Annotated in this window: 20 protein-coding genes and 1 tRNA gene; 7 read left to right on the forward strand and 14 right to left on the reverse strand. The window is 67.5% G+C overall.

Annotated elements, in window-relative coordinates; genetic code table 11:
* Nucleotides 1-78: 78 nt before the first annotated feature.
* Nucleotides 79-369 carry a WXG100 family type VII secretion target gene (locus ASC66_RS07495; protein WP_055837147.1) on the forward strand — a complete coding sequence of 97 codons (291 nt, stop codon included), beginning with the start codon at nucleotides 79-81 and terminating at the stop codon, nucleotides 367-369.
* A gap of 81 nt (nucleotides 370-450) precedes the next feature.
* Here ASC66_RS07495 and groL read toward each other — a convergent pair whose 3' ends face one another.
* The 4 genes from groL to ASC66_RS07515 all read right to left on the reverse strand — a co-directional run bounded on the left by groL (nucleotide 451) and on the right by ASC66_RS07515 (nucleotide 4,419).
* The gene (groL, locus tag ASC66_RS07500; RefSeq protein WP_055837150.1) at nucleotides 451-2,079 is read right to left on the reverse strand and encodes a chaperonin GroEL; all 1,629 of its coding nucleotides are present in this window, start codon (nucleotides 2,077-2,079) and stop codon (nucleotides 451-453) included.
* A 141-nt stretch (nucleotides 2,080-2,220) separates the two neighbouring features.
* Entirely contained in the window at nucleotides 2,221-3,294 is a 1,074-nt protein-coding gene (locus ASC66_RS07505) for a DUF3048 domain-containing protein (RefSeq protein WP_055837152.1), read from the reverse strand.
* A gap of 60 nt (nucleotides 3,295-3,354) precedes the next feature.
* Nucleotides 3,355-3,927, reverse strand: coding sequence for a LytR C-terminal domain-containing protein (locus ASC66_RS07510; RefSeq protein WP_055837155.1), 573 nt, complete (start codon nucleotides 3,925-3,927; stop codon nucleotides 3,355-3,357).
* 174 nt (nucleotides 3,928-4,101) lie between these two features.
* The gene (locus ASC66_RS07515; protein ID WP_055837157.1) at nucleotides 4,102-4,419 is read right to left on the reverse strand and encodes a DUF3263 domain-containing protein; all 318 of its coding nucleotides are present in this window, start codon (nucleotides 4,417-4,419) and stop codon (nucleotides 4,102-4,104) included.
* Between the two features lie 225 nt (nucleotides 4,420-4,644).
* On the opposite strand from ASC66_RS07515, the gene msrB reads away from it, so the two are divergent.
* Together msrB and ASC66_RS07525 are read left to right on the forward strand one after the other, a co-directional pair.
* The gene (gene msrB, locus ASC66_RS07520) at nucleotides 4,645-5,085 is read left to right on the forward strand and encodes a peptide-methionine (R)-S-oxide reductase MsrB (protein ID WP_055837161.1); all 441 of its coding nucleotides are present in this window, start codon (nucleotides 4,645-4,647) and stop codon (nucleotides 5,083-5,085) included.
* Between the two features lie 7 nt (nucleotides 5,086-5,092).
* Nucleotides 5,093-5,689: a nitroreductase family protein gene (locus ASC66_RS07525; RefSeq protein WP_055837164.1), complete on the forward strand. Its 597-nt coding sequence runs from the start codon at nucleotides 5,093-5,095 to the stop codon at nucleotides 5,687-5,689.
* Here ASC66_RS07525 and ASC66_RS07530 read toward each other — a convergent pair.
* From ASC66_RS07530 to ASC66_RS07540, 3 genes are all read right to left on the reverse strand, one after another.
* A complete protein-coding gene (locus tag ASC66_RS07530; protein ID WP_082492134.1) occupies nucleotides 5,686-6,714 on the reverse strand; it encodes a DMT family transporter in 1,029 nt (342 codons plus the stop codon). The genes ASC66_RS07525 and ASC66_RS07530 overlap by 4 nt on opposite strands.
* A 146-nt stretch (nucleotides 6,715-6,860) precedes the next feature.
* Nucleotides 6,861-6,936, reverse strand: a tRNA-Thr gene (locus ASC66_RS07535).
* Nucleotides 6,937-7,059: 123 nt separating this feature from the next.
* Nucleotides 7,060-7,965 carry a DsbA family protein gene (locus ASC66_RS07540; RefSeq protein ID WP_055837166.1) on the reverse strand — a complete coding sequence of 302 codons (906 nt, stop codon included), beginning with the start codon at nucleotides 7,963-7,965 and terminating at the stop codon, nucleotides 7,060-7,062.
* A 279-nt stretch (nucleotides 7,966-8,244) separates the two neighbouring features.
* On the opposite strand from ASC66_RS07540, the gene ASC66_RS07545 reads away from it, so the two are divergent.
* Together ASC66_RS07545 and ASC66_RS07550 are read left to right on the forward strand one after the other, a co-directional pair.
* Entirely contained in the window at nucleotides 8,245-9,345 is a 1,101-nt protein-coding gene (locus tag ASC66_RS07545; protein WP_055837169.1) for an ABC transporter ATP-binding protein, read from the forward strand.
* Nucleotides 9,346-9,460: 115 nt separating this feature from the next.
* A complete protein-coding gene (locus ASC66_RS07550) occupies nucleotides 9,461-10,753 on the forward strand; it encodes a DUF4032 domain-containing protein (RefSeq protein ID WP_055837172.1) in 1,293 nt (430 codons plus the stop codon).
* 21 nt (nucleotides 10,754-10,774) lie between these two features.
* Here the strand turns inward: ASC66_RS07550 and ASC66_RS07555 are convergent, their stop codons facing one another.
* From ASC66_RS07555 to ASC66_RS07575, 5 genes are all read right to left on the reverse strand, one after another.
* Nucleotides 10,775-11,251, reverse strand: a complete 477-nt coding sequence (locus ASC66_RS07555) for a hypothetical protein (protein ID WP_055837175.1) — start codon at nucleotides 11,249-11,251, stop codon at nucleotides 10,775-10,777.
* 371 nt (nucleotides 11,252-11,622) lie between these two features.
* Entirely contained in the window at nucleotides 11,623-12,672 is a 1,050-nt protein-coding gene (rlmB, locus tag ASC66_RS07560) for a 23S rRNA (guanosine(2251)-2'-O)-methyltransferase RlmB (RefSeq protein WP_055837178.1), read from the reverse strand.
* A complete protein-coding gene (gene cysS, locus ASC66_RS07565; RefSeq protein ID WP_055837181.1) occupies nucleotides 12,669-14,093 on the reverse strand; it encodes a cysteine--tRNA ligase in 1,425 nt (474 codons plus the stop codon). The genes rlmB and cysS overlap by 4 nt, the downstream gene beginning before the upstream one ends.
* A gap of 66 nt (nucleotides 14,094-14,159) precedes the next feature.
* Complete coding sequence (ispD, locus tag ASC66_RS07570) at nucleotides 14,160-15,401, reverse strand: 2-C-methyl-D-erythritol 4-phosphate cytidylyltransferase (protein WP_055837184.1); 1,242 nt, start codon at nucleotides 15,399-15,401, stop codon at nucleotides 14,160-14,162.
* Nucleotides 15,402-15,538: 137 nt separating this feature from the next.
* Nucleotides 15,539-16,021 (reverse strand): CarD family transcriptional regulator, encoded by a 483-nt coding sequence (locus ASC66_RS07575; protein WP_055837187.1) that lies wholly within the window; start codon nucleotides 16,019-16,021, stop codon nucleotides 15,539-15,541.
* 176 nt (nucleotides 16,022-16,197) lie between these two features.
* Here ASC66_RS07575 and ASC66_RS07580 point away from each other — a divergent pair, with 176 nt between their 5' ends.
* On the forward strand, nucleotides 16,198-16,680 hold the full coding sequence (locus tag ASC66_RS07580) for a hypothetical protein (protein WP_055837190.1): 483 nt from the start codon (nucleotides 16,198-16,200) through the stop codon (nucleotides 16,678-16,680).
* 109 nt (nucleotides 16,681-16,789) lie between these two features.
* On the opposite strand, the gene ASC66_RS07585 is transcribed toward ASC66_RS07580, so the two are convergent.
* Together ASC66_RS07585 and ASC66_RS07590 are read right to left on the reverse strand one after the other, a co-directional pair.
* A complete protein-coding gene (locus ASC66_RS07585; protein WP_055837193.1) occupies nucleotides 16,790-17,470 on the reverse strand; it encodes a response regulator in 681 nt (226 codons plus the stop codon).
* Complete coding sequence (locus ASC66_RS07590; protein ID WP_055838370.1) at nucleotides 17,467-18,624, reverse strand: sensor histidine kinase; 1,158 nt, start codon at nucleotides 18,622-18,624, stop codon at nucleotides 17,467-17,469. Before ASC66_RS07590 ends, ASC66_RS07585 begins: the two co-directional genes overlap by 4 nt.
* A gap of 181 nt (nucleotides 18,625-18,805) precedes the next feature.
* Here ASC66_RS07590 and phoU point away from each other — a divergent pair, with 181 nt between their 5' ends.
* Entirely contained in the window at nucleotides 18,806-19,465 is a 660-nt protein-coding gene (phoU, locus tag ASC66_RS07595) for a phosphate signaling complex protein PhoU (RefSeq protein ID WP_055837196.1), read from the forward strand.
* Nucleotides 19,466-19,525: the final 60 nt, after the last annotated feature.

Here is a 19,525-nt window from a genome sequence, read left to right on the forward strand (position 1 = left end):
ACTGGGCGCGGGCGCTCGGAGGCGCTCTAGCGTTCAGGTGCGCGACGGTTCGGACCCCGTGCGCGCACGGAGGAAGAGATGTCTCAGTTCAGCGTTGACAGCGATCAGATGATCGCCACCTCGCACGCGGTGCAGGCCGGGATCGAACGCCTGCGTGCCGAGGCGCACAGCCTCACCGCCCAGGTGAACAATCTGCAGGGCTCCTGGGCCGGGCAGGCATCCGCCGCATTCCAATCGGCAGCCGCAGAATGGGGCGCGATGAATCTGCAGGTCGAGGGTGTGCTCGCGGCCCTGAACCACTCCCTCGGAGCAGCGGGGGCGCAGTACGCGGAGGCCGAGCAGATGAACGCCCAGCTCTTCGTGCGCTAGCCCGGCATCCGCGCAGCGCTGGCACGCAAAACCGGGCGCCTCCCGAAGGAGACGCCCGGCTCAGTTACTGCGTGTTGGGCTTTAGAAGTCCATGCCGCCCGACGGGTCGCCCATCGGGGCCGGGTTCTTCTCCGGCTTGTCAGCAACGACGGCCTCGGTGGTGAGGAACAGACCAGCGATCGACGATGCGTTCAGCAGCGCGGAGCGGGTGACCTTCACCGGGTCGTTGATGCCGGCAGCGAGCATGTCGACGTACTCGCCGGTCGCGGCGTTGAGGCCGTGTCCAACGGGCAGGTTGCGCACCTTGTCGGCGACAACACCCGGCTCGAGGCCGGCGTTCAGAGCGATCTGCTTGAGCGGAGCGTCGATGGCGACGCGCACGATGTTCGCACCCGTTGCCTCGTCGCCGACCAGGCTCGTGATGGCTTCGCCTTCGAAGGCGGTCTTGCCGGCCTGGATGAGGGCAACGCCACCACCGGCGACGATGCCTTCTTCGACGGCAGCCTTGGCGTTGCGCACTGCATCCTCGATGCGGTGCTTGCGCTCCTTGAGCTCAACCTCCGTTGCGGCACCGGCCTTGATGACTGCAACGCCACCGGCCAGCTTGGCCAGGCGCTCCTGCAGCTTCTCGCGGTCGTAGTCGCTGTCGGTGTTCTCGATCTCGGCGCGGATCTGTGCAACACGGCCGGCGATCGCCTCGACGTCGCCAGCACCCTCGACGATGGTGGTCTCGTCCTTGGTGATGACAACCTTGCGAGCCTTGCCCAGCAGGTCGAGGGTGGCGTTCTCGAGCTTGAGACCGACCTCCTCGGAGATGACCTGACCACCGGTGAGGATGGCGATGTCCTGGAGCTGCGCCTTGCGACGGTCACCGAAGCCCGGAGCCTTGACAGCAACCGACTTGAAGATGCCGCGGATCTTGTTCACGACGAGCGTGGCCAGAGCCTCGCCGTCGACGTCCTCGGCGATGATGAGGAGCTGCTTGCCGGTCTGGATGACCTTGTCGACGATCGGCAGCAGGTCCTTGATGTTGCTGACCTTGCCGTTGACGATCAGGATGTAGGGGTCTTCGAAGACCGCTTCCTGACGGTCGGGGTCGGTCACGAAGTATGCCGACAGGAAGCCCTTGTCGAAGCGCATGCCCTCGGTGAGCTCGAGCTCGGTGCCGAAGGTGTTCGACTCCTCGACGGTGACAACACCCTCCTTGCCGACCTTGTCGATCGCCTCGGCGATGATGGCGCCGATCTCGGCGTCACCGGCGGAGATGGACGCGGTTGCGGCGATCTCTTCCTTGGTCTCGACCTCTTTGGCGTTGATGACGAGCTCGGCGATGACCGCAGCGGTCGCCTTCTCGATGCCGCGCTTCAGGCTGATGGGGTCTGCGCCGGCCGCGACGTTGCGCAGGCCTTCGCGAACCAGTGCCTGTGCGAGCACGGTGGCGGTGGTGGTTCCGTCGCCGGCGACGTCATCGGTCTTCTTGGCGACCTCCTTGACGAGCTCCGCACCGATCTTCTCGTACGGGTCGTCGAGCTCGATCTCCTTGGCGATGGAGACACCGTCGTTGGTGATCGTGGGGGCGCCCCACTTCTTCTCCAGAACGACGTTGCGGCCGCGCGGGCCGAGGGTCACCTTGACGGTGTCGGCCAGAATGTTGAGGCCACGCTCAAGGCCGCGACGGGCCTCTTCGTTGAAAGCAATGATCTTTGCCATGTGTGATTCTCGTCCCTTCCCGGACGTTCCCAAGACTTTGGTTTTAGCACTCAGATGATGCGAGTGCTAAAGCAATTCTGGCACTCGGATGCCGAGAGTGCAAGCGAGCGCAGAGCCCTCTCAGGCGGGGCCCCGCAGGCGTCACGGAATGATCTCGACGCTGCCGCTGTTCGGAACCAGTTCGACCCAGCTGTTGCCGGGCGCGAGGGTGATCGGCGTGCCGATGTCGCTGACGAGCCTGATGCTCCCCGCCGCGGAATCCTTGCTCCAGATGCCATGCACGGTCTTGCCGCCCGTCGACACCCAGGCCTCCCCCGTGCCGATCATCAGCGTGCGCGGGATGTCTTCGTAGCTGTCCTCGTCGATCCCGACCAGCAGGGTGACGACGTTGCTGGCGCGCAGTTGGGCTCCGGCGGCGTCCAGATCCGGTGCACCCTCCTGGGAGCGCAGCCACGTTGCGCTCGCGGCGTCCCAGCCCCAGCTCGGCCACCGCGCGTCGGAGAATCGCTGTTGCACGACCGAGTTGGCCACGCCCTCGACCAGTGCCGTCGGCAACGCGGCGCCCTCCGCATAACCGAACTGTGCGGCCGGAGCGGGAAGATCGGCGTTGCGGCCGACGAGTTCGCCGGCGCGCACGATCACATCGTGCGGCGACTCGTGCACGTCATCCCGATAGAACAGCCCGGTCTCGTCGAAGTCGAAGACCGCGTTGACGACGGGCGCGGCCATCATCATGTCGACGAACACCTCCTGGCCGCCGGAGTACGCGATGATGCCGCCGAACGGGGTGACGATGTCCGGGTCCATCGGCCGAACGGAGCGAACCGGGCCGACCTCATCCGGCAGATCGGAGTGCCAGATCGCGACGTACCGGGTGAGCCCGCCCTCGACGAGTTCCTCGAACACGATGTCGGTGCGCTCCAGACCCACCTGCGGCCGTGCACCCTCGTGGTTGTCAATCTTGGCGGCCAGTGATGGCCGCTCGAGGCCCCCGCTCGGTGCGACGGTTCCGCGCAGCGGTGCGAGCACCGGTGGCGGGGTGGGCGTCGCGGATGCCGTCGGCGTGGGCCGCGGTGTCTTGCTCGGCGCGCCGGCGGGCACCTCGGCGGCACAGGCTGCGGTCGCGAGCAGCAGCCCGATGGTCAGCGTGGCCGCGGCTGCGCGGCGCAATGGCATGCGCAGGGGGCGCAGGCGAGACGGCTTGGCGATGGTCACCCTGCACACATTAGGGCTGCGCACCGCGCTCAGGCGGGTACGCCACGAACCAGTGTGTCGCTACTCGCCTTCTGGGACGGGAAAGGTGGAACCGATCACGACGACCAGCGAGGCCCCGCCCAGGTCGACGAAGTCCTGGGAGAGCGCGATTCCGGCACCGGGCACAGAGGCCGCGGCGCCGAGCGCCGCACCTTCGAGGGCCGGATCGCTGTAGTAGACGGTGGAGTCGACGACGTCTTCGGTTGCCGCGTTGGATCTCGTCGTGACATTCCAGCCGGCCGCTACGAGCGTGTCGCCGACGGCGGCGGCCAGACCGGCAGTCGGGGTGCCGTTCAGCACCGTGACGGCGAGGGCAGGATCGACCGTCGGCTCGACGACCGGTGCGGCGGCGGTCTCGCTCGGCGCGGCGGATGCCGCCGGCGCTGAGCTCTCTCCGCCGGCCCCCAGCGTCAGCTTGTCGTTCAGCACGAAGAGGGCACCGACACCGACACCGACGAGCACGAGCGTGGCCAGCGCCGCCCAGGCGAAGCCGATCCAGCCCCGCCCACGCTTGCGCGGCACGCGGTGCGCGCCGACCCGCTCAAGGTCGCTGGGAATCTCGTCGAAGCGATCGGGGTGAAACGAAGTTGCCATAGTTGGTCTGCCTGGCCTGATCTCTCTGGGCTATTGCCCTGATCTCTCCGGGCTACTGCTCTGGGCTGTTGCTGTCTGGGCGTTGCTGTCTGGGGGGGGTGTGCTGCCTCGTGTCGTGCGGCGATCTGACGCGCTACGACTCTGAACAGTATCCCTGATCAACCCGATTGCGCCTCACAGCGAGTTCTGCCCACCGAGCGAGCGACGCGCCCTGGCCTCTGCCCGCGCCTCACGCATGCGCAGCAACCGCTTGACCAGCATCGGGTCGTGCACCAGCGCAGCGGGCCGGTCGATCACGGCGCCCAGCAGCTGGTAATACCGTGGCGCCGACAGGCCGAGCTCGGAGCGGATCGCCTGTTCCTTCGCCCCCGCGTGTTTGAACCACTGGCTCTCGAATGTCAGGATGGCGAGCTCACGTTCGCTCAGAGATCCGAGCGGCGCATCGGGCTCGTGCGCAGAGCCGTCACGCTCGGAATCGTTCGCGTGATCCATCGACGAACTCCTTCCCGGCCGAGACCACCGCCGGTGTCGGTCGTGGCGGTGATGTGGCTCATCATAGGCACTCAGGATCTGAACCGCAGTGACACTTCCGGGCAGTTCACTTTTTCGGAATGCTCTGTGTTCGTGGCACGTTGCAGCTGATGCGGCTCTCAGCGGGGCTGTTTAGGATTGCCGTGGGCTTGGCTCTGCCGCCCCCACGAACTGAGGAGATTCGTCATGAACTATGAAGTGAACAAGACTGACGATGAGTGGCGCTCTGGGCTCGATGACGAGAGCTTCGCCGTGCTGCGGCAGGCCGCGACGGAGCGCCCGTGGACGGGGGAGCTCCTCGACGAGGAACGCGCCGGCATCTACAACTGCGGTGCTTGCAACGCCGAGCTCTTCCGCAGCGGAACGAAGTTCGACTCCGGGTGCGGTTGGCCGAGCTTCTACGAGTCGGTCCGCCCGGAAGCCGTCGAGCTCATCGAGGACACCACCCTCGGCATGACGCGCACCGAGGTGCGCTGCGCCCGCTGCGGCTCCCACCTCGGCCACGTCTTCCCCGACGGCTTCGGCACTCCGACCGGCGACCGCTACTGCATGAACTCGCTCGCGCTGACCTTCTCTGCGGATGACGCACCCGCTGCCGGCGCGGCCGACACCGCTCCGAGCGAATAGGCCCATCATGGCGCGCACGAAATCGTCGACTCCGAGCGATGCCTCCCCCGTCGCCTCCCCCGTTTACGCGGCGGTCGTGACGCGTCGCTCCCACTCCAAGGTGACCAACCGGGCGCCGGATACCGGTGAGCTCGAGTCGCTGGTGGCCGCGGCCGGGCGCGTCGCCGACCACGCCTCGCTCCACCCGTGGCGCCTCATCGCCCTCCGCGGCGACGCGCGTTCACGCCTCGGAGCAGCCCTCGCGAAGGCGGCGAAGCTGAAGGGCTCCGATGCCGCGTCGCTCGCCGCGAAGCCATTGCGGGCGCCGCTGCTCGTCGCGGTGGTCTTCCGGCCGGAGAAGAGCCAGAAGGTGGCCGACTGGGAACAGGAGGCCGTGGCATCCGGCGTCGCCCACATGCTCAGCCTGCTGCTGCACGATGCCGGCTGGGGCGTGATCTGGCGCACAGGGCCATACACGCGTGCCAAGAAGGTCGCGAAGATGCACGGGCTCCAGAAGGGCGAGAAGCTGCTCGGCTGGCTCTACGTCGGAGGCATTCCGGCGCGCAGCGGCAGCTCGCACGCCAAGACCGTGCGTGCAGACAAGTACCTGAGCACGCTCGACTAGGGCGTGCGTCGGCCGCCCCACACACCATTCAGCCAGCCGCTGGCCACGACCACCGCGATGAGGGCGAGCGTTGTCCCGGCGATCGTCGAGAACGCGACGCCCTGCGCCGAGAACAGCATGTCGATCACGAGTGCTGCGACGAGCTGCCCGGAGACCGTGGCGAGCCCGAGCAGAAGCACACCGGTCACTCGAACCAGCGCGGCCTGCATGGCAATGAAGATACAGCCGATCGCGCCGCCGACGTAGAGCCAGGGCTCGCTCGGGAAGGCACTCGGCCAGCCGATGACGCTGTTGCGCAGCACCGCGATCGCGACGAGGGCGGCGCTTCCGACAACGAAGTTGATCAACGTCGCGCTCTGCGCACTGCGCGCTGCGGCACGCACACGGCCGTTCACCGCCGACTGCCAGCCGACGAAGACGCCGGCAACGAGCGGCAGCACAAGCATCCAGAGGGGCACGCCGCCTCCGAGTTGCGCGGAGACGGCCCAACCGACGGCGACGAGCGCGAGCGTCGAACCGAGAACCCGGCTTACGGTGAGCGGCCGACGACCGCCGGGGGCGAGGCCGATCCGGTCAAGAATGAGGCCGCTGACGGTTTGCCCCGCGACAACGGCGACCGTGAACAGTGCGACGCCCAGCACCGCGGCGGTGAGGCCCTGTGCCGCTACGAGAAGCGCACCGCCGAGGCCGCCGAGCAACATCCACGGCCGCAGTTCCCGCTGACCGTGCTCATTCGGGCGTAGCGCGCGCCGCACGCGACCAAGGCCCACTCGACCGGGACGCCAGAAGCAGAGCACGACGAGAAGGATCACAAGCCCGGAGCCGAATGAGATCGCCGCAGCTGTGAAGCCGTCATCCAGTCGGCGGCCGAGTTCGCCATTGATGCGCGACTGCACAGCGACGAGCGCCCCGCAGGCGACGCCGATGACGAGTGCCAGCCACGTCGGAAAATGCCGGTGCACCTCTGCAGCCGAGTCGCCTGGTGTGCCGGATGCCGTCGACGCCGGGATCCGCTCAGAACTCATCGTTCCAGCCTAGAGCGCGCGTGCCCTGCACAGCGCCACAGGGCGCCCGGTCGAGGGTTGGTGAATGGGGCCGGCTGCGGGACTTGAACCCGAAATCGAAGACGCATTTCGATTTCGCCACCGGCCCAACGGATGGACCTGAAAAATGGGGCCGGCTGCGGGACTTGAACCCGCAACCCCCGCTTTACAAGAGCGGTGCGCTACCAATTGCGCCAAGCCGGCGTGAGATGCGTTCCATATGGAACATGACTCGCGACTAACAATAACCGCTCGCCGCCTCCCGTGAAAATTCACGGTGGCGACGAGCGGTCATTGGTGGAGCAGCGTGATGCCAGCGGGCCGAACTCAGCCGGCCGGGGCCGGCGTCGGGGTCGACGTCGAGTAGGTCTGCCCAGTTGCCTGCTGCACGAAGGCCGCGAACTCCTTGGGATCTTCGAGCGAGCCGATGTACTGCTTGCCGTTGACCAGAACGGTCGGCGTGCCGGAGACCTTCTCGAGCTCGGTGTTCGGCAGCGGGCCGACGAGGGCGCGGTCGGTGGCGTCGAGCACCCAGCCCTTGAACTGCTCGTCGTCGATGCACGTATTGATCTTGCTCAGGTTGGACACCCCGGCGTCCTTGATGCGCTGCTTGATCTCGTCGTTGTTCAGCGCCGCGGTGTTCTCCTGCGGCTGGTCGATGAACATCGCGGAGTTGAAGACGAAGAAGTCATCCGGGGAGTAGTTGGCGACGCAGGCTGCGGCGTTCGCGGCACGGAGCGAGTACTTGGTCCCGGCCGACTTGCTCGTCTGCGTTGCCAGCGGGTGCACCTCGAGCGTCGCGGCACCCGACTCCAGCCAGCCCTGAATCTGCTCGCTGTTGGTGCGCTCGAAGTCACCGCAGAACGGGCAGAGGTAGTCGACCCAGACGCGGATGTCGGCGACAGCGCCGCTCTCGTCCGGCTGCGAGGGGATGGGCTTCGCGTCGGCAGCAAGCGCCGGCGTCCGCACTGCGACGAGGCCCTCGCCGATCAGGATGCCGTCGCTGGCCATGTTCGCGGGGCCAGGCCCTTCCGGGCGGAAGCTGTTGACGACGATGAGGGAGATGACAGCGATGACGGCGACGATGCCGACCGCGATTCCACTCTGAAGGAGCACCTTGTTGCGGCGATCCTTCTTCTTCTGCTGCACGCGCAGTTCGCGAGCCTTCTCGCGCGCGGCTTCACGACGCTGGTTTTTCGTGGGCCGGGGCTCGGGGGATGCGCCGAAGGTCATGTGTTTAGTACTCCGAATATTGAGGGGCGCGCAATTCATGCAAACGCAGTCCAAATAGTAGGTCGTGTGTCTGTGAAATGCCCAAAAACACAGCGGAAAGGCGAAACCGCGACGGAATCTGGCGCGCCGTCCGGGCGTTGCCCGCGGTGGCCACTGCTCTCGAGTGTGAAGTGGGTTCCTGCGCGTGGCATACTGATTCTGGTCGCCGCTGACCAGCAGTGGCACCATCCATCACAACGGATCGTCCGGCACGTACCTGCCGGTGAAGGAGATACACCCATGGCATCTGTAACTTTCGACAAGGCAACGCGCCTCTACCCCGGCGGTACCCGCCCGGCTGTTGACGCCCTTGACCTTGATGTCGCTGACGGCGAGTTCCTCGTTCTCGTCGGGCCCTCCGGCTGTGGCAAGTCCACCTCGCTGCGCATGCTCGCCGGCCTCGAAGAGGTCAACGGCGGAAACATCTTCATCGGCGACCGCAACGTCACCGACGTTCCGCCGAAGGACCGCGACATCGCCATGGTCTTCCAGAACTACGCGCTGTACCCGCACATGACGGTTGCCGAGAACATGGGCTTCGCCCTGAAGATCGCCGGCGTCAACAAGGACGAGCGTGCCGCTCGTGTTCTCGAGGCCGCCAAGCTGCTCGACCTCGAGGCGTACCTCAGCCGCAAGCCGAAGGCCCTCTCCGGTGGTCAGCGTCAGCGTGTTGCCATGGGTCGCGCCATCGTGCGTCAGCCCCAGGTCTTCCTCATGGATGAGCCGCTGTCGAACCTCGACGCCAAGCTGCGCGTTCAGACCCGTACCCAGATCGCGTCGCTGCAGCGTCGTCTCGGTGTCACCACCGTCTACGTCACGCACGACCAGACCGAGGCGCTCACCATGGGTGACCGCATCGCCGTGCTGAAGGACGGCCTGCTCCAGCAGGTCGGAACCCCGCGCGACCTGTACGAGTCCCCGAACAACGTCTTCGTTGCCGGCTTCATCGGCAGCCCGGCCATGAACCTGTTCAACGCCGACATCATCGATGGCGGCATCCGCTTCGGCAGCGCAGCGGTCGCCGTTGAGCGCCAGGCGCTCGACTCCGCCAGCGGCAAGAGCGTCACCGTCGGTGTGCGTCCGGAAGACATCACCGTCTCCACCACCCCCGGCAGCGGCCTCGAGGTTGACGTCGACCTGGTCGAGGAGCTCGGCGCCGACGGTTACCTCTACGGTCACTCCACCGTCGAGGGCAAGCGCACCGACATCGTCGCTCGCGTCGATGGCCGCTCGCACCCGAACGCCGGCGAGAAGGTCTGGCTGCTGCCGACCCCCGACCACGTTCACGTGTTCGACGCCGAGTCCGGCGAGCGTCTGCTCAACAAGGCAATCGCGCACTAATCGCGTCTCGTGCAACGGCCGGTGGGGAAACCCGCCGGCCGTTGTCGTTTCCGCCTGCTGGCTCATCCCCCGCGCCTGCTTCGACCATCCCCCACACGACTAGGCTCGAAACATCATGAGTGGCTCTCTCAACATCACCTCGGCCATGGCCGACCCCGCACTGCTCGACCTGCCGTGGCACATGCCGCTCGATGCGTGGCCGAACGAGCACATCGCCTCGCTGCCCAAGGGCATCTCGCGCCACCTCGTGCGCTTCGCGCACCTCGGCGGGCACGTTGTCGCCATCAAGGAGACGACGGCCGAGATGGCCAAGGGCGAGTACGAGATGCTGCGCACCCTGCAGCGCATGGAGATCCCGTGCGTCGAGCCGATCGCCGTGATCACGAACCGCAGCGACGGCGAGGGCGAGATGCTCAAGCCCGTTCTCGTCACCAGGCACCTCAAGTTCTCGCTCCCCTACCGCGCACTGTTCTCGCAGACGCTCCGCCCGGACACCGCCACGCGTCTCGTCGACGCCCTGGCGCTGTTGCTCGTGCGTCTGCACATCGCCGGGTTCTTCTGGGGCGACGTCTCGCTCTCGAACACCCTGTTCCGCCGCGACGCCGGTGCCTTCGCCGCCTATCTCGTCGATGCCGAGACCGGCCAGCTCTACACGGGTGGCCTCTCCAACGGCCAGCGCGAGAACGACCTCGAGATCGCCCGCGTCAACATCGCCGGCGAGCTGATGGACCTCGAGGCCGGTGGCCGCGTCGCCGACGAACTCGACCCGATCCGCATCTCCAACGGCATCGTCGACGCCTATCGCAAGCTCTGGAAGGAGCTCACCGGCTCCGAGTCCTTCCACTCCTCGGAGCGCTGGCGCATCAGCGAGCGCGTCGACCGCCTCAACGCACTCGGTTTCGACATCGAGGAACTCGCCATCAAGACCGACGAGACCGGCACGACGGTGCGCATCCAGCCCAAGGTGGTGGATGCCGGCCACCACCAGCGCCGCCTGCTGCGCCTCACCGGCCTCGATGCGGAGGAGAACCAGGCCCGCCGCCTGCTGAACGACCTCGACTCCTACCGCGCCAGCTACGGCAAGACCGAGTTCGACGAGGAAATGGTCGCGCACGAATGGCTGATGCGCGTCTTCGAGCCCGTCGTGCGTGCGATCCCGCTCGACCTCAAGGGCAAGCTCGAGCCGGCCGAGGTGTTCCACCAGTTGCTCGAGCACCGCTGGTTCATGGCGCAGAAGCAGGGCCACGACATCCCGCTCGCCGAGGCGCTCAGCTCCTACATCAACGATGTGCTGCGCCACCGCCGCGACGAGGCGACGATGATCGCGCCGGAGACCGGCCTCATCACCACCGCCATCCCCGCGGTCACCGACGAGGACGACGACGTCGACTGGCGCCTCAAGGTCTAGCGGGACCGCCAGATGCGGTTATCAGCGTGCCAGCTCCGCGCGCCAGCCGGCCGCCTCAAACTTCTCGCGGCGGCGGATGTCGGCCCGGAAGCGCCGCTTGTTCTCGCGGTGCTCGTCGCCCTCGTACTCGAGGACCAACCGCAGCTCTGGCCACGCGAGGTCGGGGTGCAGCACAAGCGTGCCGTGGTCCACCAGAACCGGGAGTCCGATCACCGGTTCGGCGAAGCCATGTTCCACCAGGGTGAGGCGCAGCCTGGTTTCTTGCGGAGAATCGACGCCCACGCGCAGGTGTTCCAGCGCCCAGCGAAGCGCCGTGGCCCCACGACCCGCGCCATGTCGGGACGCCGCAGCCCGGAGCTGCTCGACCGTTGCCAGCGCGTCGCTCCGCCCGCCGCCAGACAGGCGCCTGCCTGAGACGATGAAGTCACCCGCAGCCGTGAGGTCCTCGCGGCTGAGCGCTGCGGCGAACTGACACCAGGTGCTCGCGGCGTCCGTCACTGCGAGCCACCGACCGAATCCACGCACGGTGTGTCTGTGGGCAGCCGGTGGCCGATGACGCCGGCGCGACGCGGTCCCTGTCCGCCCAGCGCGCCCACGTGGAGCCGGGCGTCGGGCCCGAAGCGACAGTGGCAATGGCACGCCCAATAATGCCGCCGCCGTCTGGCCACAGAACACGTGATTGGGTGCAAGCAGCGGTTCGTAGCTGAGGCAGCGGTCGAAGACGTTGTCCGCTCGGATGCCGAGCGTGCGCACACCGTGGAACGGGGCGTCGAGTTCCCGCGAACGTAGCCCCACAGCACCCGAGAGTGCAAAAATTGCGCAGGATCCGAGGATTCCTGCGCAATTTCTGCACTCTCGGCGGAGTGGGGCTACTTCTTGAGGGCGCGCAGGCGCGAGATCTCGTAGAGCGTCACGGATGCCGCGATCCCGGCGTTCAGCGACTCGGTTGCCGCACTGATCGGGATCGACACGACCGCGTCGCAGGTCTCGGTGACGAGGCGGGACAGGCCCTTGCCCTCGCTGCCGACGACGACGACGACCGGGCGGTCGGCGAGCTCGAGGCCGGGCAGCATGACGTCGCCGCCGCCGTCGAGTCCGAGCACGAAGACGCCGGCATCCTTGAAGGCCTTGAGTGTCTGGGTGAGGTTCGTCGCCATCGCAACGGGGGTGCGGGCAGCGGCACCGGCGGAGGTCTTCCAGGCCGAGGCGGTCAGGCCGACGGAGCGACGCTGCGGAACAATCACGCCGTGGCCGCCGAAGGCAGCCGTCGAGCGGATGATCGCACCGAGGTTGCGCGGGTCGGTGATGCCGTCGAGCGCGACGAACAGCGGGGTCTGGCCGCGGGAGATGACCTGCTCGAGCAGTTCGGTGGGGTGTGCGTACTCGTACGGCGGCACCTTGAGCGCGAGTCCCTGGTGCACGCTGTCACGGCCGGCGAGGCGGTCGAGCTCTGGACGCATGACCTCGAGGATCGGGATGCCGTTCGCGGTGGCCAGCTTGAGGGCCTCCTTGACGCGGTCGTCCATCTCGACGCGGGTCGCCACGTAGAGCGCGCTCGCGGGGATCTTGGCGCGCAGCGCCTCCACCACCGAGTTGCGGCCGGTGACGATCTCGATCTCGTCGGCCGACTTCGGCTTGCGGCCACCGGCCGGGCGGCCGGAAACGGCCACGTTGCGGGGTGCGCCGTCGGGACGACCGGCGTCACGGGCGGGTGCGCGGCGCTTGCCACCGCTGGCCTGCTCGTAGCGCTCGTTGGCCGCCTTGCGCTTGCCGGCGGGGTGGTACGGGCGATCCTCGGCCTTGGGCGTGGGCTTCTTGCCCTCGAGGGCCTGGCGACCCTGGCCGCCCGAGCCTACCTGCGGGCCGCGTGCGCCCTTGCGTACGGCGCCGGCGCGGGGCTTTCCACCTGTGTTCTTCATGATTCCAGACTCCAATGTGCACCCGTCTGGGTGTCTTCGAGGGTAATTCCCGCGGCCGTGAGTTCGGCGCGGATGCGGTCTGCTGCCGCATAGTCTTTGTTGTCGCGCGCGGTGGCGCGATCGTCGATCAGCCGGGAGACGAGCGTGTCGAGGGCGGCGCGGGCCGCCGTGTCCTCGTTCGTCGCCCAGGCGGGCGAGAGGGGGTTGATGCCGAGGATCTCGGTCATCGCGACGACCTCGGAGCGGGCTGATGCCGCCGCCTGCAGGTCTTCGGAGTCGAGCGCGGCATTGCCGGCCCGCACGGTCTCGTGCAGCACGGCGAGGGCCTGCGGAACAGCCAGGTCATCGTCGAGGGCGCTGGCGAAGGCATCCGGGATCTGCGGGGCGACGCTACCCGCGAAACGCGTTCCCGCAAGACGACGGTCGACGCGGGAGAGGAAGCTCTCGATGCGTTCGAGGGCCGCCTCGGCCTCCGGCAGTGAGCCGGCGGAGTAGTCGATGGTCGAGCGGTAGTGCGCGGCGGCGAGGTAGTAGCGCAGCACGAGCGGACGGGCCTGCTCGAACAGCTCGGCCGCGTAGACCGAGTTGCCGAGCGACTTGGACATCTTCTGGCCGCCGATGTTGACGAGGCCGTTGTGCACCCAGAAGTTCGCGAAGCCGTGACCGGCCGCGCTCGACTGTGCGAGCTCGTTCTCGTGGTGCGGGAAGCGCAGGTCGAGACCGCCGCCGTGGATGTCGAAGTGGGCTCCGAGGTAGCGCTCGGCCATTGCAGAGCACTCGATGTGCCATCCGGGGCGGCCGGGGCCCCACGGGCTGTCCCAGCTGGCGGAGGCCGGCTCCCCGTCCTTGCGCGCCTTCCAGAGCGCGAAGTCGCGCGGGTCGCGCTTGCCGCGGGGGTCGGCGTCGGCCGCTGCCTCCATGTTGTCGCGCTTCTGGCGGGTGAGCGCGCCGTAGCTCGGCCAGCTGCCGGTGTCGAAGTAGACGTCGCCGCCGTGCCCGCCGTCGTGCTCAGCCGCATAGGCGTGACCGCGTTCGATCAGCTCGGCGATGATGGCCTGCATCTGGGGAATGCTGGCCGTCGCGCGCGGCTCGTACGTCGGCGGCAGAATGCCGAGCCGGTTGTATCCGGCGGTGAACTCGAGTTCGACGCGGTACGCCAGCGCCCACCACGGCTCGTGGTCTGTGGCGTTGACGAGCACCTTGTCGTCGACGTCCGTGACGTTGCGCACGAAGGTGACGGCGAGACCGCGGTAGTTCAACCAGCGCCGCAGCAGGTCGTAGACGAGTGCGCTGCGCAGGTGACCGATGTGCGGGCTCGACTGCACGGTGGGTCCACAGACGTACATGCCGACCTGCCCCGCTGTGATGGGGGTGAAGTCGCGCAGGGCCTGGGCCTGGGAGTCGTAAAGTCGCACGGTCACTGAGGTAGTCTACCGGCGCGTGCCTGTGTCACCGCTGGGCCGCCCTGTGGCGAGCCCGCCGCGGCGCTAGGCGGGCAGCAGCAGGGCCGTCGCGACGGCGGCGACGCCGTCCCCGCGACCGGTGAAACCGAGCCCGTCCGTCGTCGTCGCGGCGATGCTGACCGGGGCACCGAGGATGCCGCCGAGCAGCGCCTCGGCTTCGAGCCGGCGCGGCGACAACTTGGGGCGGTTGCCGAGCAGCTGCACGGAGACGTTCCCGATGCGGAGCCCCGCCGTCTCGACGAGGCGGCGCGTCTCGCGCAGGAACACCTCGCCGTGTGCACCCGCGAGGCGCGGGTCGTCCGTGCCGAAGATACCGCCGATGTCGCCGAGCCCCGCCGCCGCCAGCAGCGCATCGCACACGGCGTGCACGGCGACGTCGCCGTCGCTGTGCCCGGAGAGGCCGCGCTGACCGGGCCAGTGCAGCCCGGCGATCCAGAGCTCGGGGGCGTCCGCGCCCTCCTCGCTCGTCTCGGGCGCGAAGGCGTGCACGTCGACGCCGGTGCCGACCCGGGGCGCGGTGCGTGTCCCCGCACGGCCCTCGCTCTCGGCGAGCAGACGCTCGGCCCTGGCCAGGTCCCACGCGGTCGTGATCTTGAAGGCGCGCTCGTCGCCCGCGACCGTTCCGACGCTGTGGCCGAACGATTGGAGCAGCGCCGCATCGTCGGTGAAGTCGGCGCTCGGATCGGCGTAGGCCTCATCGAGCTCGCTGCGCACGAAGCCCTGCGGCGTCTGCACGGCCGCGAGTTCCGAACGCTCGACGGTCTCCCGCACGAGCCCATCGGCATCGACGCGCTTGATGGTGTCGACGACGGGCAGCGCCGGGATGACGCCGGTGCGGCTGGAGCGCACGGCGGCGATCACGGCCTCGAACTGAGCACTCGGCGTCAGCGCGCGGGCGGCATCGTGCACGAGCACGACCCCGACGCCGGGGGCGACGGCGGCGAGGCCCGCCGCAACCGAGAGCTGCCGGCTCGCTCCCCCGACGACGACGCTGGTGTAGCCGACGGCGGCGCCGGCGGACGCCGCCACAATGGCGCGGGCACGCTCGAGCTCGGCATCCGGGGCCACGACGATCAGCTGCACGGCCTCTCGCATCGCGAACACCCCGTCGAGCGCGTGCGCGAGCATCGACTTGCCGCCGAGCGGGACGAAGGCCTTCGGCTCGGCGTGGCCGAGCCGGGTGCCGCTCCCGGCCGCGACAACGATCACCGCGACGTCGACCTCGTCGGCATCGATCCCCGTGGCGTTCTCACCCGAAAAACTCATGCTCAGAGGTTATCGCGGCGAGGCTGGGTCGCCCTCTCCTGGCGCGGCGCAACCGCGATGGATGCAGGAACGCCCCGGCCAGCAGGCCGGGGCGTTCGCAACAAACAGTGGATCGGGTGATCCGAGAAACTCGACGTCTACGAGGCGAGAACCTCGTCGAGCACGGTGGAGGCCTTCTCCTCGTCGGTCTTCTCCGCGAGCGCGAGCTCGGAGATCAGAATCTGACGGGCCTTGGCCAGCATCCGCTTCTCGCCGGCCGAGAGGCCGCGGTCCTGGTCACGGCGCCACAGGTCGCGGACGACCTCGGACACCTTGATGACATCGCCGGATGCCAATTTCTCCAGGTTCGCCTTGTACCGACGCGACCAGTTGGTGGGCTCCTCGGTGAACGGCGCGCGGAGCACCTCGAACACGCGGTCGAGCCCTTCCCGGCCGATGACGTCTCGCACACCGACGAGATCGACGTTCTCAGCGGGAACCTCAATGGTCAAGTCACCCTGGGTGACATTGAGCTTGAGGTAGAGCTTCTCTTCACCCTTGATGACACGGGTCTTGATTTCGATGATCGTTGCAGCACCGTGGTGCGGGTAAACGACGGTTTCGCCAACCTCAAAAAGCATGAATTGATATCCCTTCAGCAACCTCTATGATACCACAGCCGCAATAGTGGTAAGGTTCGCCTTGCTGCCGGAGGCCGCCCGCTCCTATAGGCTAAACTCGTAGCGAATTTCGCACGCGTTCCCCAGATCACCCGCTGCAACTGCTGGTGAGGGAGCGCAACTTTTTTGGAGGTCTTGTGAAGGCGCGTATCGCGGCATCCGTTCTCTTGGCTGCTGGCCTTCTGGTCGGCACCGCCGGTTGCAATTTGGTGGCCCCGCAGGCCACGACGAAGCACTATGACGCCAGCGACGGCGTGAGCGCCAACCTCGGCGGCGTCGATGTGCGCAACGCAGTCATCATCAGCGACGACGGCGAACTCGGCAACCTGGTCGTCACCTTGGTGAACACCACGGACGAGAGCGCCCGCGTCACCGTGCAGTACGAGTCCGACGGCGAAGACGCAACCGAGACGGTCACGCTCGACGCCAACTCCAGCACGCCCTTCGGCCTGCCGGACGGCGAGACGATCACGCTCGTCGACATGGGCACGCAGCCCGGCGCACTCCTGCCCGTCTACTTCCAGTCCGGCGACACCGACGGCCGTGAGCTGCTCGTTCCCGTGCTCACCACGCAGCTGCCGGAGTACTCCACTCTCGCGCCCAAGGCACCGCGCGACTGACGCACCGCATAACTCAGAACACAGAAGAGGCGCACCCGCGGGTGCGCCTCTTCTGTGTCTACTGACTGAATTGTGCGGGTCCTGTGTGCAGGCCGTCGGATGCCGCGGCTCAGGCCTCGAAGCGGTACCCGAGACCACGCACGGTCAACAACATCGCCGGTTCCGATGGCACGGGCTCGATCCGCGAGCGGATGCGCTTGATGTGCACGTCGAGGGTCTTCGTGTCTCCGAAGTAGTCGGTGCCCCACACCCGGTCGATCAGCTGGCCCCGCGTGAGCACACGACCCGCGTTGCGCATCAGCAGCTCAAGCAGCTCGAATTCCTTCAGCGGCATGGGAATGAGGTCGCCATTCACACTCACCGTGTGCCGCTCGATGTCCATGCGCACGGCGCCGGCCTCGATCACGCTGTCGTCCTCGGAGTCCGTGTCGACGTGACGGCGCAGCACGGCGCGCACACGGGCCAGCAGCTCACGGGTTGAGTACGGCTTGGTCATGTAGTCGTCGGCGCCGAGTTCCAGCCCAACGACGATGTCGACCTCGGAGTCCTTGGCCGTGAGCATGATGATCGGAACGCTCGAGCGCTGGCGGATCTCGCGGCAGACCTCCGTGCCGGGGATTCCGGGCAGCATCAGGTCGAGCAACAACAGATCGGCGCCCGTGCGATCGAATTCGCGCAGTGCGCTCGGGCCGTCGGCGGCCACGGTGACCTCGTAGCCCTCCCGCTCGAGCAGGAAGCTCAGGGGCTCGCTGAGCGCAGGCTCGTCTTCGATCAACAGGATTCGTGTCACGCGGGGTCTCCCAGGGTTTCGGATGCTTGGTCTGCCTTCAGTTCGGGAAGGCGGATGGTGAAGGACGAGCCGAGGCCTGGCTGTGACCAGACACGGATGTCGCCGCCGTGGTTCTGCACGGCGTGCTTGACGATGCTGAGCCCGAGCCCGGTTCCGCCCGTGTTGCGGGCGCGGGCCTGGTCGACGCGGAAGAAGCGCTCAAACACGCGGTCCTGGTCTTCTTCCGGAATGCCGACGCCCTGATCGGTGACGACGATCTCGACCACGCCGTCGGCGTGCTTCACACCGACGCCGACGCGCGAGCCGGGCGGCGAGTAGTTGACGGCGTTGGCGACGAGGTTGTTGACGGCCATCACGAGCAGCGACTCGTCGCCGTAGACCCGGGCTCCGGACTTCTTGCCGAGCGCGATCTCGATGCCGTTGCCCTCCGCGATCACGCGGTTCTGGTCGATCGCCGCGACGACGATGGCGTCGATGTCGACCGGCCTGGCCTCGGCGACGGCATCCTGGGCCTGCAGTCGGGAGAGTTCGATGATCTCCTGCGTGAGGCGGGCCAGACGGGCGGATTCACTGGTGAGCCTGTTGGCGAAACGGCGCACCTGCTCCGGCTCGTCGGCCGCGGCGTCCAGCGCCTCGGCGAGCAGGCCGACAGAGGCGATCGGAGTCTTGAGCTCGTGGCTGACATTGGCCACGAAGTCGCGGCGCACATCGTCGAGTCGGTGCGACTCGGTGCGGTCGTCGGCCAGCAGCAACACGAAACGCGTGCCGAGCCTGGCCACCCGCACACTCAGATACATGCTCGCGTCACCGAATGGCCCGCGCTTGAGCACGAGCTCGCGACTGATCGGCTCGCCGCCCCTGCGCACCTCGTCGACGAGCTCCAGCAATTCCGGGTGCACGAGAGCACCGTTCCACACCAGCCCCATGGCCAACGCGCCCGGCGAGACCTTCATCACGTTGTGCGATGGGTCGAGCACGACGCCGGCCGATTCGAGCGCTTCGAGCACTTGATCGATACCGTCGGGTATGCGGGGGCTGACAACGCCGGCCGCAGATGCGCCTCGGCGTTCGGCGAGGTGAAGCATCGTGACAAAGCCCGCGCCCACTGCGAGGCCGAGTGCCAGAGCGAGCAGCACCAACCAGGTGGAGTCCATGCCCACTAGAGTAGTGAACCCAATGGGGCGTACTGCTCCGTTAGGCCGCAGATGGCCCCTCCTTTGCCGAGTGTTCAGCCTGAGGGCACCGTTTGTTAACCTGGCGGAGTCATCATCTAGCGGGGGGCCACTCGGGTCTCGGATGCCGGGCGCTCCCGTCGGCAGGAAGGACAGATTAGCCGTGCGTGAAGTATTTCAGCAGGAGCTCCGCGAGGTGCAGGATCGACTCGTCGAACTCAGCGGCCTCGTAGCCATCTCCATCGATAAGGCGACAAGGGCGTTCAACGAATCGGACGTCACCCTGGCCGAGGAGGTGATCGCCGACGACGACAAGATCGATGGACTCACCGTCGCCCTCGACGAGCTCGCCATCATGATCTTGGCGAGGCAGCAGCCCGTCGCCCGCGATCTCCGCATCGTGGTGAGCGCATTGCGCATCAGCGCGTCGCTCGAGCGCATGGGTGACATGTCGACCCACATCGCCCAGCTCGCCCGCTACCGTTTCCCGGACAAGGTCGTGCCCAAGTCGCTGCGCGGAACGTTCGCGGAGATGGGCCGGCTCGACGTCGAGATCGCGCAGAAGCTCACCGAGCTGCTGCGCTCCCAGGACGTGAAGATGGCCGAGACGATCCGCAACGACGACGACGAGATCGACGCGCTGCACCTCAAGGTCTTCGACAAGGTTCTCGGCGAGACCTGGAAGGGCGAGGCCGCCGACACCGTCGACGCCACCCTGGCCAGCCGCTACCACGAGCGTTTCGCCGACCACGCCGTCTCGATCGCCAAGAAGGTGCTCTACCTGGCGACCGGCGACTGGGACCCGGACGCCCCGAGCGTCTGAACTTAACGACGAAGACTCCGGATGCCGTGGCATCCGGAGTCTTCGTCGTTAAGCGGCCCC

Source organism: Leifsonia sp. Root4 (assembly GCF_001425085.1).
In the GTDB taxonomy this organism is placed as follows: domain Bacteria; phylum Actinomycetota; class Actinomycetes; order Actinomycetales; family Microbacteriaceae; genus Microterricola.

Excerpts from the sequence above, each read along its gene's own strand:
- ASC66_RS07495 (WP_055837147.1), top strand. The coding sequence starts at position 79 with ATGTCTCAGTTCAGCGTTGACAGCGATCAGATGATCGCCACCTCGCAC.
- groL (WP_055837150.1), bottom strand. The coding sequence starts at position 2,079 with ATGGCAAAGATCATTGCTTTCAACGAAGAGGCCCGTCGCGGCCTTGAG.
- ASC66_RS07510 (WP_055837155.1), bottom strand. The coding sequence starts at position 3,927 with ATGGCAACTTCGTTTCACCCCGATCGCTTCGACGAGATTCCCAGCGAC.
- ASC66_RS07515 (WP_055837157.1), bottom strand. The coding sequence starts at position 4,419 with ATGGATCACGCGAACGATTCCGAGCGTGACGGCTCTGCGCACGAGCCC.
- msrB (WP_055837161.1), top strand. The coding sequence starts at position 4,645 with ATGAACTATGAAGTGAACAAGACTGACGATGAGTGGCGCTCTGGGCTC.
- ASC66_RS07525 (WP_055837164.1), top strand. The coding sequence starts at position 5,093 with ATGGCGCGCACGAAATCGTCGACTCCGAGCGATGCCTCCCCCGTCGCC.
- ASC66_RS07530 (WP_082492134.1), bottom strand. The coding sequence starts at position 6,714 with ATGAGTTCTGAGCGGATCCCGGCGTCGACGGCATCCGGCACACCAGGC.
- ASC66_RS07540 (WP_055837166.1), bottom strand. The coding sequence starts at position 7,965 with ATGACCTTCGGCGCATCCCCCGAGCCCCGGCCCACGAAAAACCAGCGT.
- ASC66_RS07545 (WP_055837169.1), top strand. The coding sequence starts at position 8,245 with ATGGCATCTGTAACTTTCGACAAGGCAACGCGCCTCTACCCCGGCGGT.
- ASC66_RS07550 (WP_055837172.1), top strand. The coding sequence starts at position 9,461 with ATGAGTGGCTCTCTCAACATCACCTCGGCCATGGCCGACCCCGCACTG.
- rlmB (WP_055837178.1), bottom strand. The coding sequence starts at position 12,672 with ATGAAGAACACAGGTGGAAAGCCCCGCGCCGGCGCCGTACGCAAGGGC.
- ispD (WP_055837184.1), bottom strand. The coding sequence starts at position 15,401 with ATGAGTTTTTCGGGTGAGAACGCCACGGGGATCGATGCCGACGAGGTC.
- ASC66_RS07575 (WP_055837187.1), bottom strand. The coding sequence starts at position 16,021 with ATGCTTTTTGAGGTTGGCGAAACCGTCGTTTACCCGCACCACGGTGCT.
- ASC66_RS07590 (WP_055838370.1), bottom strand. The coding sequence starts at position 18,624 with ATGGACTCCACCTGGTTGGTGCTGCTCGCTCTGGCACTCGGCCTCGCA.